The organism is Kribbella monticola (genome assembly GCF_003261635.1).
Classification (GTDB): Bacteria; Actinomycetota; Actinomycetes; order Propionibacteriales; family Kribbellaceae; genus Kribbella; species Kribbella monticola.
The window spans coordinates 218964-231453 of sequence record NZ_QFXK01000009.1 but is presented as its reverse complement, the minus strand read 5'-3'; the positions used below and the strand labels follow the sequence as shown (position 1 = coordinate 231453).

At 69.0% G+C, this 12490-nt stretch carries 13 protein-coding genes; 6 read left to right on the top strand and 7 right to left on the bottom strand.

Annotated elements, in window-relative coordinates:
* Positions 1–3: 3 nt before the first annotated feature.
* Positions 4–501: a MarR family winged helix-turn-helix transcriptional regulator gene (locus tag DIZ26_RS04710; protein WP_112238073.1), complete on the bottom strand. Its 498-nt coding sequence runs from the start codon at positions 499–501 to the stop codon at positions 4–6.
* A 92-nt stretch (positions 502–593) separates the two neighbouring features.
* Here DIZ26_RS04710 and DIZ26_RS04705 point away from each other — a divergent pair, with 92 nt between their 5' ends.
* Positions 594–1538, top strand: a complete 945-nt coding sequence (locus tag DIZ26_RS04705; protein WP_198675895.1) for an EamA family transporter — start codon at positions 594–596, stop codon at positions 1536–1538.
* Positions 1539–1540: 2 nt separating this feature from the next.
* The gene (locus DIZ26_RS04700) at positions 1541–2188 is read left to right on the top strand and encodes an NAD(P)-dependent oxidoreductase (protein ID WP_112238069.1); all 648 of its coding nucleotides are present in this window, start codon (positions 1541–1543) and stop codon (positions 2186–2188) included.
* 261 nt (positions 2189–2449) lie between these two features.
* Here the strand turns inward: DIZ26_RS04700 and aroQ are convergent, their stop codons facing one another.
* Both aroQ and DIZ26_RS38155 read right to left on the bottom strand, forming a co-directional pair.
* Positions 2450–2893: a type II 3-dehydroquinate dehydratase gene (gene aroQ, locus DIZ26_RS04695; protein WP_408610207.1), complete on the bottom strand. Its 444-nt coding sequence runs from the start codon at positions 2891–2893 to the stop codon at positions 2450–2452.
* Positions 2894–2978: 85 nt separating this feature from the next.
* Positions 2979–3851, bottom strand: a complete 873-nt coding sequence (locus tag DIZ26_RS38155; RefSeq protein ID WP_112238065.1) for a TetR/AcrR family transcriptional regulator — start codon at positions 3849–3851, stop codon at positions 2979–2981.
* A 73-nt stretch (positions 3852–3924) separates the two neighbouring features.
* On the opposite strand from DIZ26_RS38155, the gene DIZ26_RS04685 reads away from it, so the two are divergent.
* The 3 genes from DIZ26_RS04685 to DIZ26_RS04675 all read left to right on the top strand — a co-directional run bounded on the left by DIZ26_RS04685 (position 3925) and on the right by DIZ26_RS04675 (position 7982).
* Complete coding sequence (locus DIZ26_RS04685) at positions 3925–5952, top strand: HelD family protein (RefSeq protein WP_112238063.1); 2028 nt, start codon at positions 3925–3927, stop codon at positions 5950–5952.
* A gap of 507 nt (positions 5953–6459) precedes the next feature.
* Positions 6460–7065 (top strand): RNA polymerase sigma factor, encoded by a 606-nt coding sequence (locus DIZ26_RS04680; protein ID WP_232828143.1) that lies wholly within the window; start codon positions 6460–6462, stop codon positions 7063–7065.
* Positions 7062–7982 (top strand): hypothetical protein, encoded by a 921-nt coding sequence (locus DIZ26_RS04675; protein ID WP_112238059.1) that lies wholly within the window; start codon positions 7062–7064, stop codon positions 7980–7982. The genes DIZ26_RS04680 and DIZ26_RS04675 overlap by 4 nt, the downstream gene beginning before the upstream one ends.
* 3 nt (positions 7983–7985) lie before the next feature.
* Here DIZ26_RS04675 and aroB read toward each other — a convergent pair whose 3' ends face one another.
* The 4 genes from aroB to DIZ26_RS04655 form a co-directional block, all read right to left on the bottom strand.
* Positions 7986–9134: a 3-dehydroquinate synthase gene (aroB, locus tag DIZ26_RS04670; RefSeq protein ID WP_112238057.1), complete on the bottom strand. Its 1149-nt coding sequence runs from the start codon at positions 9132–9134 to the stop codon at positions 7986–7988.
* Positions 9131–9649, bottom strand: coding sequence for a shikimate kinase (locus tag DIZ26_RS04665; RefSeq protein WP_112238055.1), 519 nt, complete (start codon positions 9647–9649; stop codon positions 9131–9133). Before DIZ26_RS04665 ends, aroB begins: the two co-directional genes overlap by 4 nt.
* Positions 9646–10851, bottom strand: a complete 1206-nt coding sequence (gene aroC / locus DIZ26_RS04660) for a chorismate synthase (protein WP_112238053.1) — start codon at positions 10849–10851, stop codon at positions 9646–9648. The genes DIZ26_RS04665 and aroC overlap by 4 nt, the downstream gene beginning before the upstream one ends.
* Before the next feature lie 132 nt (positions 10852–10983).
* Positions 10984–11190, bottom strand: a complete 207-nt coding sequence (locus DIZ26_RS04655; RefSeq protein WP_112238051.1) for a hypothetical protein — start codon at positions 11188–11190, stop codon at positions 10984–10986.
* A gap of 172 nt (positions 11191–11362) precedes the next feature.
* Here DIZ26_RS04655 and DIZ26_RS04650 point away from each other — a divergent pair, with 172 nt between their 5' ends.
* Positions 11363–12487 carry an ADP-ribosylglycohydrolase family protein gene (locus DIZ26_RS04650; protein WP_112238577.1) on the top strand — a complete coding sequence of 375 codons (1125 nt, stop codon included), beginning with the start codon at positions 11363–11365 and terminating at the stop codon, positions 12485–12487.
* Positions 12488–12490: the final 3 nt, after the last annotated feature.

Here is a 12490-nt window from a genome sequence, read left to right as displayed (position 1 = left end):
AGGTCAGTCCGTCTTGTCGCCAAGTGATTCGAGCAGGGTCCGGAGACTGTCGGCCAGCTGGGTCCGCTCCTCGGTCGACAGGCCGGCGAGCAACCGGTCCTCGGTAGCGACATGGGCTGGCAGTACGGCGTCGATCAGGTCCAGCCCGGCTTTCGTCAGCGTCACCTGGACACCCCGGCCGTCGGTCTCACTCGGCTTCCTGGTCACCAGCCCGCGCGCCTCCAGCCGGTCCAGCCGCTGGGTGATCGCACCGGAGGTCACCATCGACGACCGCATCAGGCCGGCCGGGGTCAGGCTGTGTTCCGCATTGCTGCGGCGGAGCGTGGCCAGTACGTCGAACGACGCCGAGTCGAGGTCGTGGGCGGCGAAGTTCCGCCGGAGCTCGCCGTCGACGAGCGTGGCGAGCCGCTTGAGCCGGCCCATCACCGCCATCGGCGACGCGTCCAGGTCAGGCCGCCGCTCGCTCCACTGGGCGAGCACCAGGTCGACGTGGTCTGCCATGGCCCCAGCGTAGTGGATCTCTTAGCGGTGAGGTAGATCACTTAGCGATGAGAGATCTAGTAAATTGCTTAGCACTGAGATACTTTGTCTTAGTGCTAAGCAATCGAGTCACCCTCATCCTGACCACCGCCATCGCTCCCGCGCTGTGGGGCAGCACCTATCTCGTCACCACGGAACTGCTGCCGCCCGGCCGGCCGCTCCTCGCCGGTGTGATCCGGGCGCTGCCCGCCGGACTGTTGCTGGTCGCGCTCACTCGTCAACTCCCGCGCGGGATCTGGTGGCTGCGCGCGTTTCTCCTGGGCGCCCTCAACATCGGAGCATTCTTCGCGCTGCTGTTCGTCGCGGCGTACCGTCTGCCCGGCGGCGTCGCCGCGACGGTCGGCGCTCTACAACCATTGCTGGTGGCCGTTCTCTCGGCCGCTCTGCTCTCGGAGCGCCTGACTCTTCGCACGACTCTCGCCGCGATCGCGGGCGTAGCCGGAGTCAGTCTCCTCGTACTGCGTGCCGGTGCGCGACTGGATGGCTGGGGCGTCCTGGCGGCGCTGGGCGGCGCTGTGGTCATGGCTACCGGTGTCGTTCTGAGCAAGCGATGGAAGTCGCCCGCGCCGCTGCTCGCGACGACAGGTTGGCAGTTGGTGGCCGGCGGACTCCTGCTGCTCCCGGTCGCGCTAATCGTCGAGGGAGCGCTTCCCGCATCTCTCACCACGGCCAACCTCGCCGGGTACGCGTACCTGACGATCATCGGGTCCGCGGTCGCCTACGCTCTCTGGTTCCGCGGCCTCCGGGCCCTCTCCCCCACCGACGTCACGTTCCTCGGCCTGCTCAGCCCGGTCGTCGCCACCCTCCTCGGCTGGCTCGCCCTGGACCAGCGACTCACCGGCGCACAGTTGGCCGGCGCTCTGATCGTCCTCGTTGCCCTGGTAACCGCCCAACTGAAGCGACCAACCCCGCACGCTGCCGCAACCGAGCCCCTGGCGCCCGGCGAATCCAGCGATGGTCAGGTTGCCGTCGCCCACGTGCCGGCCGGAAGGAACTGATGATGCGCATCACCGTCTTCGGAGCATCCGGCGCGGTTGGCAGCCGGGTAACGCAGGAAGCGCTCTCTCGCGGTCACGAGGTGACCGCTGTCGGACGCAACCTCGACCGGCTCGGCGCCCTCCCCCGTGCAGCCCGACTCCGCCGCGGCGACGCCGCCGATCCACAATCCGTCGCCGAACTCAGCACTGATCAGGACGTAGTCATCAGCGCCACCCGACCTCTTCCCGGCCACGAACACGAACTCGCGATCGCCACCAAAGGCCTCCTCACCGGACTCGCCCAGAGTGGGACCCGCCTCATCGTCGTCGGCGGCGCCGCGAGCCTCCTGCTCCCCACCGGTACGACGGTCCTCGAAGGACCGGACTTCCCGGCCGACTGGCGCCCGATCGCCGAAGCCTGCAACGAGCAACTCGCCGTACTGCGGGCCGAAGCTCAGGTCGACTGGGTGTACGTCAGCCCGCCGGCTGTCCTCGAACCAGGGACCCGAACAGGCCGCTACCGTCTCGGCAAGGACCACCTCCTGATCGATGCCGAAGGCAACTCCACGATCTCGATGGAAGACTTCGCCGTCGCCCTCCTCGACGAAGCCGAACACCCCCACCACCACCAAACCCGCTTCACCGTCGCCCAGCACGCAACCGCCAACTGACGCGCGCCCTCGCCCAGCGACCGAACGCGACCCGGAACCCCCAGAGCGCCCCACCCGCTTCACCGTCGCTCACCACACAACCGTCAACTAACGCGCGCCCTCGCCCAGCGACCGAACACAACGCGGAACGCCCGGAGCGCCCCACCCCGTTCACCACCGAGAGCGCCCACGCCGTTCAGCAGGCCGTGTGGGCTGCGTTCGTCGACCACCAATTCGACGTACCGACCATCATCAAGCCCTCAGCTCAGCGGGAGGTTCTAGCTAGTCGGTGAGGGTGGTCAGGGCGCGGAGGGCCAGGCGGTAGGAGTCGGCGCCGAAGCCGGCGATGGTGCCGGTGGCGACGGCGGCGACGACGCTGGTGTGGCGGAACTCCTCGCGCGCGGCGGGGTTGCTGATGTGGATCTCGATCAGCGGCGCGGTGCGCTGGGCGCAGGCGTCGCGGAGGGCGTACGAGTAGTGGGTGAAGGCGGCGGGATTGAGTACGACGGGCGTCTTCGAGTCGGCGGCTTCATGCAACCAGCCGACCAGCTCGGCCTCGTCGTCGGTCTGTCGCACCTCGACGGCGAGCCCGAGCTCGGCGCCGGTCTTTTCGCAGTCGGCGACGAGATCCGCGAACGTCATCGCGCCGTACACATCCGGCTCCCGCGACCCGAGCCGACCCAGATTGGGTCCGTTCAATACGAGCACGCGCCGCCCACCAGCCAGATCAGTCACGCCCCTACCCTAGTGCCCCACCCTCCCTCCCGCCCTGTCATACAACCGTTGGGTTCGAAGGTCTGAGGGCGACCCCCTACCTGCCGGACGGGAAGGTGGCGTAGGCAGTTAGGGCCTCGGCTCGCGCGGTGGGGTACTGCTTGTCGGCGGTGATGCCGCCCGCCATGGCCAGGTAGTTGCGCCGGGCCAGTACCTGTTGGGTGGCGATGAGTTGGGCGGCGGCGACCGCCGCGGTCAGGTCGTTGCCTAGAGCATCGGCCAGGGCGGCCTGGTCGTCGGCGATGAACTGCTGCACGCGGATCGCCAGCGCGGGCGTCTCGAACACCAGCCGGTAGTACGCCAGCACGTCCGGGTGATCGTTCAATCCAGTCACCGGATCCCGCTGGTCGAGCCCGGCAAGAAACGCGTCCCGCAGAACTCCCGCAGCCCACGCCAACCGCCCACCGCCATCACCGGGCAGTACGCCGACGGCGGAGACGGATGCGGGAACGGAGCCGGAGGCGGATGCGGGTACGGAGGCGGATGCGGGTACGGAGCCGGAGGCGGATGCGGGTACGGAGCCGGATGCGGGTACGGAGCCGGAGGCGGATGCGGTCGAGGACGCGGAGGCGGATGCGGATGCGGTTGAGGACGCGGTCGAAAGATCCGCTGCGTCGGCTCGGGTCGCTTTGGGCCGGGCCGTCGCGTCGGCGTTCGGCGAGGCGGCAGTGGAGGCGGCGGCTTGGTGGAGGAGGCGGGCTGACTGGTGGGCGTGGTCGGCGATGCGGTGGAGGACCAGGTCCTGCTTGGTGGCGAAGTACTTGAACAAGGTTGGTTTGGAGACGTGGGCCGCGGCGGCGATGTCGTTGACCGAGACCTGGTCGAAGCCGCGCTCGAGGAACAGGGCTATCGCTGCCGCCGACAGAGCGTCGTGCGTCTGCTGCTTCTTGCGGTTCCGGAGTTCGGCCATGCGCTGAGGGTAGCAAAATGTTAACCTGGGCAAAGATTTAACCGAGTTAACTTTTTGGCGAGAGGCCGGGTGCATGCGGGGGCTGGAGGAAGAGCGGGCGTATGCGGAGCGGTGTCGCGAGGCGCTGCGGGCGATGGTGGCGGGGGCGCGGGAGAACGTGGTCGTCGGTGAGCTGACGTGGGGAGATCGGTATACGGCTGAGCGGCTCGGCTACTACCTGAAGAGTCTTGCGCGGGAGCTCGGGGACGAGGGTGACAGTCCGCCGTTCTTCGGACGGATCGAGTACGGCGTCGGTGGGTCGGCCGGCGAGCACAGCGGGCAGGCGTACTACCTGGGGCGGCGGCACATCTCGGATGCGATCGGGCGACCGCCGTTGGTGATCGACTGGCGCGCGCCGGTGTCGACGGCGTTCTACCGAGCCGGCGTCCGCGATCCGCAGGGCGTCGCCGTACGCCGACGCTACGGATGGTCGAACTCAACCCTGACCGGCTTCGAGGACGAACAACTTTCCCCACCTTCTTCCGAGGGTCCGAATGTGAAGCCTGGAGCGGGCGAGGGTGGAGGGGTTGTTGGGGGGATTCTTCGGGCGGAGATTGAGCGGCCTCGGGTGGGGCCGATGCGGGACATTGTGGCGACCATTCAGCCGGAGCAGGACGAGTTGGTTCGGGCTGAGTTGGAGGCGTCGATTTGTGTGCAGGGGGCGCCGGGTACGGGGAAGACGGCTGTGGGGCTGCACCGAGCGGCGTACCTGTTGTATGCGCATCGGGCGAGGTTGCAGCGCAATGGGGTGCTGGTGCTTGGGCCCAACCGGGCGTTCCTGCATTACATCTCGGCTGTGTTGCCGACACTGGGTGAGGTGGATGTCGAGCAGACGACGGTCGACGATCTGCTGATCGGCGGGAAACTCAGCGTTCGAGCGACCGACGAGACGGCGGCCGCCTTGGTGAAACACGATGGGCGGATGGCCGAGATCCTTCGGAGAGCGCTCTACGCGCGCCTCCGGCCACCGCGCGAGGCCGTCGTCGTACCGGACAGTTCGTATCGGTGGCGGGTCAACCAGTACGAGTTCGCGCGGATGGTCGAGGACGCCAGGGAGGAGGCGACGGCGTACGGGCTCGGGCGGGAGCGGGTGATCTCGCGGTTGGTGGCGGCGCTGCAGCGGCAGGCCGAAGCGCGAGGTCAGAACTGCAATGGTGTTTGGCTTCGACGGATGGCGCGGGTGGTGACGCCTGCAGTCGACGCTGTCTGGCCAGCCGTGAAACCAGCTGAGGTGCTGGCGGAGTTCCTCAGTGATCCCGCTCCGGCGAGCGATGGGGTTCTCAGCCAGGAAGAGCAACAGGCCATCGCCTGGAAACGGCCGAGAAAGGCAGGGAGCGCTCTCTGGACGGCTGCGGATCTGGTGCTGCTGGACGAGGTCAGCGCGCTGGTGGGTCGCGGCGAGAGCTACGGTCACGTGATCATCGACGAGGCGCAAGACCTCTCCCCCATGCAGTGCCGAGCCATCGCGCGACGTAGCGAGCACGGCTCGATCACCGTGCTTGGCGATCTCGCGCAGGGTACGACGCCGTGGGCAGCGCGGGATTGGGTTGAGCAGCTCGGCTATCTCGGCAAGCCTGCGGCGGAAGTGATCGCGTTGACCACCGGGTATCGGGTCCCTGCTGCTGTGGTCGCCATCGCCAATCGGCTCCTCGGAGGTCTGCAGGCGAAGGTTCCGGCGACACGTTCGTTTCGGAGCGATGGGCAGCTCGCGATCAAGCAGACCGACGATCTGGCGGGCGGGTGCGTCGACGCAGTACGAGGCGCTCTCAAAGACGAAGGGTCGATCGGTGTGATCGCTGCCGATGAGGCCATCGCTGAGCTCGCTGCGGCACTTCATGCGGGCGGTATCGAGACCGTCGCGCCGGATGGGGATGGCCGGGTGGCGGTGGTGCCGGCGAGTCTGGCGAAGGGGCTCGAGTACGACCACGTGATCGCTGTCGAGCCGGCGGCGATCGCCGAGGCCGAAAGCCGCGGGCTGAACCGGCTTTATGTTGTGCTGACCAGAGCGGTCTCCCGCCTCGACATCCTCCACCACCGTCCGCTGCCGCCCGAACTGAGCTGAGACCGAGTCGAGCGCCTAGTTGAGCTGGGCAGAGTAGGCGGGCTGGGCGGAGGAGGTGGACTGGGCGGCGGGGTTGGCTGGGCAGAGGAGGTGGCTGGGCAGAGGAGGTGGCTGGGCAGAGGAGGTGGCTGGGCAGAGGAGGTGGACTGGGCGGCGGGGTTGGCTGGGCAGAGGAGGTGGCTGGGCAGAGGAGGTGGCTGGGCAGAGGAGGTGGACTGGGCAGAGGAGGTGGGCTGGGCGGCGGGGTTGGCTGGGCAGAGGAGGCGGCTGGGCAGAGGAGGCGGCTGGGCAGAGGAGGTGGCTGGGCAGAGGAGGTGGACTGGGCAGAGGAGGTGGGCTGGGCGGCGGGGTTGGCTGGGCAGAGCAGGCGGGCTGGGCGGAGGGTTTGCTGGGCGGAGGGGTTGGCTGGGCGGAGACTGCACGGTTGATCGGGCGGGGAGGGAACCTGGGGGTGGGTGCCGGACTCTTCCTGGTGTGAGCACACATATAGCGATGGGGGTGCGGCGGGTGGAAGCCAGGCCCAGGTACGCGGTCAGCGACGACCGAGATCTCTGGGAGCGGCTTCGGGTCGCCGACGAGGACGCGCTGGCCGATCTTTTCCATCGCCACAGCGACGCGGTCTACAACTTCGCGTTCCGGCGTACGTCGTCCTGGGCGAGTGCGGAGGACGTGGTGCAGGCCACCTTCGTCGCGCTCTGGCGCCGGGCTCGGGCCGGGAAGGTCGACCGGCTGACACTGGACACCGCGCGGCCGCTGCTGTTGGTGATGGCCGGCTACGAAGCAGGCAACGTACTGCGCGCCTCGCGGCGGCAGGCAGCCCTGACCGACCGGATCGAGCTGATCGACCACACCGGCACCGTCCCCGACCATTCCGCGGATGCAGCCGCCCGGGTCGACGACGAACGCTCGATGAGTCAGACCCGGCGCTTGCTCGACCGGATCCCGGCCAAGCAGCGCGAGGTCGTCGAACTCGTCGTCTGGTCGGAGTGCTCGATCGCCGAGGCGGCCAGAGCCCTCGGCGTACCGGAAGGCACCGTCAAATCCCGGCTGGCCAGGGCACGCACGCGTCTGGCCGGCCTTCTCGACCTCGGCACCACGGAGGGCCTCGAATGACCAGGCAGATCCCCGCGGAGCGACCGCTCCCGCACAAGACCGTCATCCTCGATCGCGTCCTGGCCGACACCGACGAGAAACGCGGCCGCAAGACCTGGCTGCTGCCGGTCGTGGCCGCCGCCTCGATCGCCGTCGTCGCCACCGGCGCACTCACCGTGCCGTCGATGCTGAAGTCCGATCCAGGCCCGGCCGGAAAGGGCGGGAGTTCGGCGACGACGACAACGCCGAAGCCCGCCGACAACACCGTTTCGGTCGATCGAGGCAGCTTGACCGAGGCCCAGGCGAAGGCGTTCGCGACCGAGTGCATCAAATGGGTCGGGTCCCATGACATCCCTGGACAGACCTTTGAGACCGCACCGCTGGATTGGCCCGGCATGGGCGCCAAGATCGGCAAGATCCGGCACGCCACCAAGGTCACCGATTCCGATCGCAGCACGGACTGGACAGTCGCGGTGGACTCCGGCGGCCGTACCTATGCCTGCGACGGCACGATCACCACGAAGGACCCCGACGGACGCGTCCGGCGCAACTACACCTTCACCACGTTCAGCCGGAAGTATCCCGACGGCCTCGGGGGGTCAGGCGACACCGCCGGAAGCATCGGCAAACCGGACGGCACCCTGACCGGTTTCTCGTCCAGCCGGTGGGTGACGGCCGGGCCTGGTGTCACCACCGTGCAGCGCCGGATGGTGATGAAGGGCAAGCCAGGTCCGTGGTTCACCACCGACGTGGTCGATGGTCTCGCCTACATCCGCTCCTGGAGTTCCGTCACGCTCAGGCTGGGCGACAAGGCGCGGGTCGAGACCCGGCGGCTCGACAAGGACGGCAACGTGGTCGGCCCCGTGGTGACCGACCGCCGGATCGTCGTGAAGGGCCGCTCCGGCGACGGCTACACCGCGTTGGACTTCGACAAATGACCGTCAGCTGATCTCGGCGTAGGCGGCGATGAGGAGGCTCGGGTCGGGGGCTTCGAGGATGGTTGGCTTCGCCAAGCCGTCCAGTACGACGAAGCGCAGCCGGTCGGCCCGGGTCTTCTTGTCCAGTTTCATCGCGTCCTGCAGATGCGGCCAGGCGTCGGCCCGGTAGGACGTCGGCAGGCCAAGGGACTCCAGTACTGCGCGGTGCCGGTCGGCCGTGGCGTCGTCGAGCTTGCCCGCGGCCCGGGCAAGCTCGGCGACGAACACCATCCCGATGCTGATCGCGGCTCCGTGCCGCCATTTGTACCGCTCGAGCCGCTCGATCGCATGGCCGAGCGTGTGCCCGTAGTTCAGCGCCTCCCGGCCGATCGCTCCGCCGAGCGCGGTGGTCCGCTCGCGCAGATCACCGCCGACCGTGTCCGCCTTCACCTGGATGGCGCGGGCGATCAGTTCCTCGGTGTGCTCGTACGCCGGAGTCGAAGCGCCGGCCGGGTCCTTCTCGACCAGGTCGAGGATCGCCGGATCGGCGATGAACCCGCATTTCACCACCTCGGCCAGGCCGCTCACGTAATCGTTGCGGGGCAGGGTTTCCAGCGCGGCCAGATCGCACAGCACCCCGGCCGGCTCCCAGATCGCGCCGACCAGGTTCTTCCCCTCGGCCGTGTTGATCCCGGTCTTCCCGCCGACCGCCGCGTCGACCATGCCGAGCAACGTGGTCGGGATGTGCACGACTCGTACGCCGCGCAGCCAGGTCGCGGCGACGAAGCCGGCCAGGTCGGTCGTCGTACCGCCGCCGATCGAGACGATCGCGTCCGAGCGGGTGAACCCGGCCTGACCGAGCACCGACCAGCAGTACGCGAGCACCTCCGCGGACTTGGCCTCTTCGGCGTCCGGGATCTCGATCGCGTGCGCGGTGAACCCGGCCGACGTCAGGTCGTCGCGGATCGCGTCGCCACTGGTCCGCAGCGCGCGCGGGTGGATCACGGCGACGCGGCGTACGTCGGCGCCCAGCAGCCCTGGCAGTTCGCCGAGCAGATTGTTGCCGATGACAACGTCGTACGGCGCGGCGGCGGCAACTCGGATGCGGCGCGGGTCCGCCGCCCCGGGGGCAGCAGCGTCGGCTCCGCCCGCCGGAACGTTCTGCTCGGTCATCCCAGCTGCTCCAGGATTTCGTCGGCGATCTCGGTGGGAGTGCGGTTGTCCGTGTCCACCGTGAGCTTGGCGACCTCTTCGTAGTACGGGCGGCGGGCTTCGAGGAGGTTGCGGAGCTGGGTGCGGACGTTGCCGAGCAGGAGTGGGCGGGCGACACCGAGGCCGACGCGCTTGGCGGCTTCGCCGACGGTGACGTTGAGGAAGACGACGTTGTGTCCGGCGAGATCCGCGCGGGTGTCGGCATCGAGGACGGCACCGCCGCCGAGCGACAGTACGGCGTCGTCGTCGGTCAGCGCGGCGACGATCGCGGCCCGCTCGAGCTCCCGGAACGCAGCCTCGCCCGAGTCGACGAAGATGTCCGAGATCGGCTTACCGGCTTCGGTCTCGACGTCGGTGTCGGTGTCGCGATGCGTCTTGCCGAGCTTCGCCGCGAGCAGTTTCGCGATCGTCGACTTGCCTGACCCGGGCGGCCCGACCAGGACGACGACCGGACCGGACCCGGTCGATGCGCTCACTCCCCGCTCCACTCGCGCGGGGTGATGGTGCTCGGCAGGCTCGCAAGGTACGCCTTGTGGTTGCGCGCGGACTCCGCGACCGAATCGCCACCGAACTTCTCGATCGAGACATCCGCAAGCACCAGCGCGACCATCGCCTCGGCGACGATGCCGGCAGCCGGTACGGCGCAGACGTCTGAGCGCTGGTGATGGGCCGAGGCGGCTTCGCCGGTGACCGTGTCGATCGTGCGCAAGGCGCGGGGCACCGTCGCGATCGGCTTCATCGCGGCGCGGACGCGCAGGGTCTCCCCCGTGCTCATCCCGCCCTCGGTGCCGCCCGAGCGACCGCTGGTACGGCGTACCTCACCGTCTTCGGCGACGATCTCGTCGTGCGCGCGCGAACCCGGAGTACGGGCGAGTTCGAAGCCGTCGCCGAGCTCGACGCCCTTGATCGCCTGGATGCCCATCAGGGCGCCGGCCAGCTTGGAGTCGAGGCGGCGGTCCCAGTGCACGTAGCTGCCGAGGCCGGGCGGGAGACCGTCGACGATCACCTCGACGACACCGCCGAGGGTGTCACCGGCCTTCTGCGCGGCGTCGATCTCGGCGACCATCGCCTTGCTCGCATCCGCGTCGAGGCAGCGCACCGGGTCGGCGTCGAGCCGGGCGACGTCGGCCGCCGACGGGATCACGCCGTACGGCGCCTTGACCGTGCCCAGTTCGACGACGTGGCTCACGATCGTCACGCCGTACGCCTGCTGCAGGAAGCGCGCCGCCACCTCGCCGAGTGCGACGCGGGCCGCGGTCTCCCGGGCGCTGGCGCGTTCGAGCACCGGCCGGGCCTCGTCGAAGCCGTACTTCTGCATACCGGCGAGGTCGGCGTGACCGGGGCGCGGCCGGGTCAGCGGGGCGTTGCGGGCGAGGTCGGCCAGCACCTGCGGATCGACGGGATCGGCGGACATCACCTGCTCCCACTTCGGCCATTCGGTGTTGCCGACCTGGATGGCGACCGGCGAACCGAGCGACAGCCCGTGCCGGAATCCGCCGAGAAACGTCACCTCGTCCCGCTCGAACTTCATCCGGGCACCCCGGCCGTAGCCGAGACGACGACGGGCCAGGGCATCGGCCACGTCATCAGTGGTGACCTGGACCCCAGCGGGAAGACCTTCGAGTACGGCGACGAGCGCTTGTCCGTGCGACTCGCCGGCGGTGAGCCAGCGCAGCATGCCGCGATTCTTTCACGCGCACCCCGACGCCCCGCGCCCAGTCTCAGTTCCGCGTACGCCGGGCACCTCGCCGACGACCCGGCTGGGGCGATCCGGCAACGACTTGGGGGTCCGGTGGAGCGGCCGGCGCTGTCAGTGGGACGGGCAGGTGGTGGTGTCGTTGTCCATGGAGCGGACGGTGAGGAGGACGTCGAGGGTCTTGCTGACCGGGTTGGCGCTGCAGGGGGTGCTGGAAGGCAGGGCGGCCTGGGCACCGACCACCGCGGCGCCGCCGAGCGCGATCGTGGCCAGGCCCGCGGCCGCCAGTCGCGTGGCGGTGCGGCGGAGAGAGATGCTCATCAGGTGCTCCTTGCGGTCCGGTTGTTCTGTACTACGAACTTAGAAGCCGGCGGCGTCGGAAGAACTGGCCTTGGGACCCGTCTTGGAGGTAGCGCTAGCACTACCCCCGGATACCCTCGTGCGACTGCTCAACGACTGGGAGGCGTCGATGGCACAGCGCACGGAGGACTCGATGACGCGATCACGTGACGAGGCGTATCGCTCTCGTGTCCGCGGGTGCTTGCTCGGCGGTGCGATCGGGGACGCGCTCGGCGGCCCGATCGAGTTCGACGACGGTCAGAAGATCGTTGCCGCTCATCCAGGTGGTCTGCGTGAGTTCGTTGCCGGGGGCGCCGATTGGCCGCCGGGGACGATCACGGACGACACCCAGATGACGTTGTTCACCGTCGAAGGGCTGATCCGCGCCGGCGTACGGACCGATCGCGGGATCGGGTTCACGGTCGCGGTGGTGCAGCACGCGTACGACCGCTGGCTCGACACTCAGTTGCTGCCGGCACCTAGCGGCCGGCGGGACGGGTGGTTGCAGGCCGAGCAATGGTTGTACGCACGGCGCGCGCCGGGCAACACCTGTCTGTCGGCGCTCGGCAAGGCCCGCAAGGGGATGGACCGCATTCCACAGTTCGGGGCGCAGGCGGTGAACAACTCGAAGGGCTGCGGCGGCGTGATGCGCGCGGCGCCGTTCGGATTGTTGCCTGCAGCAAAGGGTTTCACCCTGGAGTGGGCCTTCGACGCGGCCGCTGAGGCTGCCGGCTACACCCACGGCCATCCCACCGGCCAGCTCGCCTCGGGTGCGCTCGCCGCGATCGTGCACCTGCTCTGCCAAGGCGCTGACCTGGACGCAGCCCTCGACGAAACGCAGAGACTGCTGGCCACCCAGCAAGACCACGAAGAAACCAGTACTGCGCTGGTCGCCGCGCGCGAGTTGGCCGCAAGCGAGGTAAGGCCTGGTCCGGTCACCGTCGAGCGGCTCGGTGGCGGCTGGATCGCCGAGGAAGCGCTCGCGATCGGGGTGTACGCGGCGCTGGTCTTTCGCGAGCCCGAGCAGTTCCTCGACGCCCTCGCGCTCGCTGTCACGCATTCGGGCGACAGCGACTCGACCGGCGCGATCTGCGGCAACGTCCTCGGCGCGCTGCACGGCGAGACCGCTCTCCCGGCTGAGCTCGTGTACGCCGTCGAGGGGCGCGGCACCATCCTTCAACTGGCCGACGACCTGGCCTTGGAGTTCACCCAGACAGACAAGCTGCACAGCGAGTACGGCCCACAGACCGCCTGGCACCTCCGCTATCCCGGCTGGTGACAG

Excerpts from the sequence above, each read along its gene's own strand:
- DIZ26_RS04710 (WP_112238073.1), bottom strand. The coding sequence starts at position 501 with ATGGCAGACCACGTCGACCTGGTGCTCGCCCAGTGGAGCGAGCGGCGG.
- DIZ26_RS04700 (WP_112238069.1), top strand. The coding sequence starts at position 1,541 with ATGCGCATCACCGTCTTCGGAGCATCCGGCGCGGTTGGCAGCCGGGTA.
- DIZ26_RS38155 (WP_112238065.1), bottom strand. The coding sequence starts at position 3,851 with ATGGCCGAACTCCGGAACCGCAAGAAGCAGCAGACGCACGACGCTCTG.
- DIZ26_RS04685 (WP_112238063.1), top strand. The coding sequence starts at position 3,925 with ATGCGGGGGCTGGAGGAAGAGCGGGCGTATGCGGAGCGGTGTCGCGAG.
- DIZ26_RS04675 (WP_112238059.1), top strand. The coding sequence starts at position 7,062 with ATGACCAGGCAGATCCCCGCGGAGCGACCGCTCCCGCACAAGACCGTC.
- aroB (WP_112238057.1), bottom strand. The coding sequence starts at position 9,134 with ATGACCGAGCAGAACGTTCCGGCGGGCGGAGCCGACGCTGCTGCCCCC.
- aroC (WP_112238053.1), bottom strand. The coding sequence starts at position 10,851 with ATGCTGCGCTGGCTCACCGCCGGCGAGTCGCACGGACAAGCGCTCGTC.
- DIZ26_RS04655 (WP_112238051.1), bottom strand. The coding sequence starts at position 11,190 with ATGAGCATCTCTCTCCGCCGCACCGCCACGCGACTGGCGGCCGCGGGC.
- DIZ26_RS04650 (WP_112238577.1), top strand. The coding sequence starts at position 11,363 with ATGACGCGATCACGTGACGAGGCGTATCGCTCTCGTGTCCGCGGGTGC.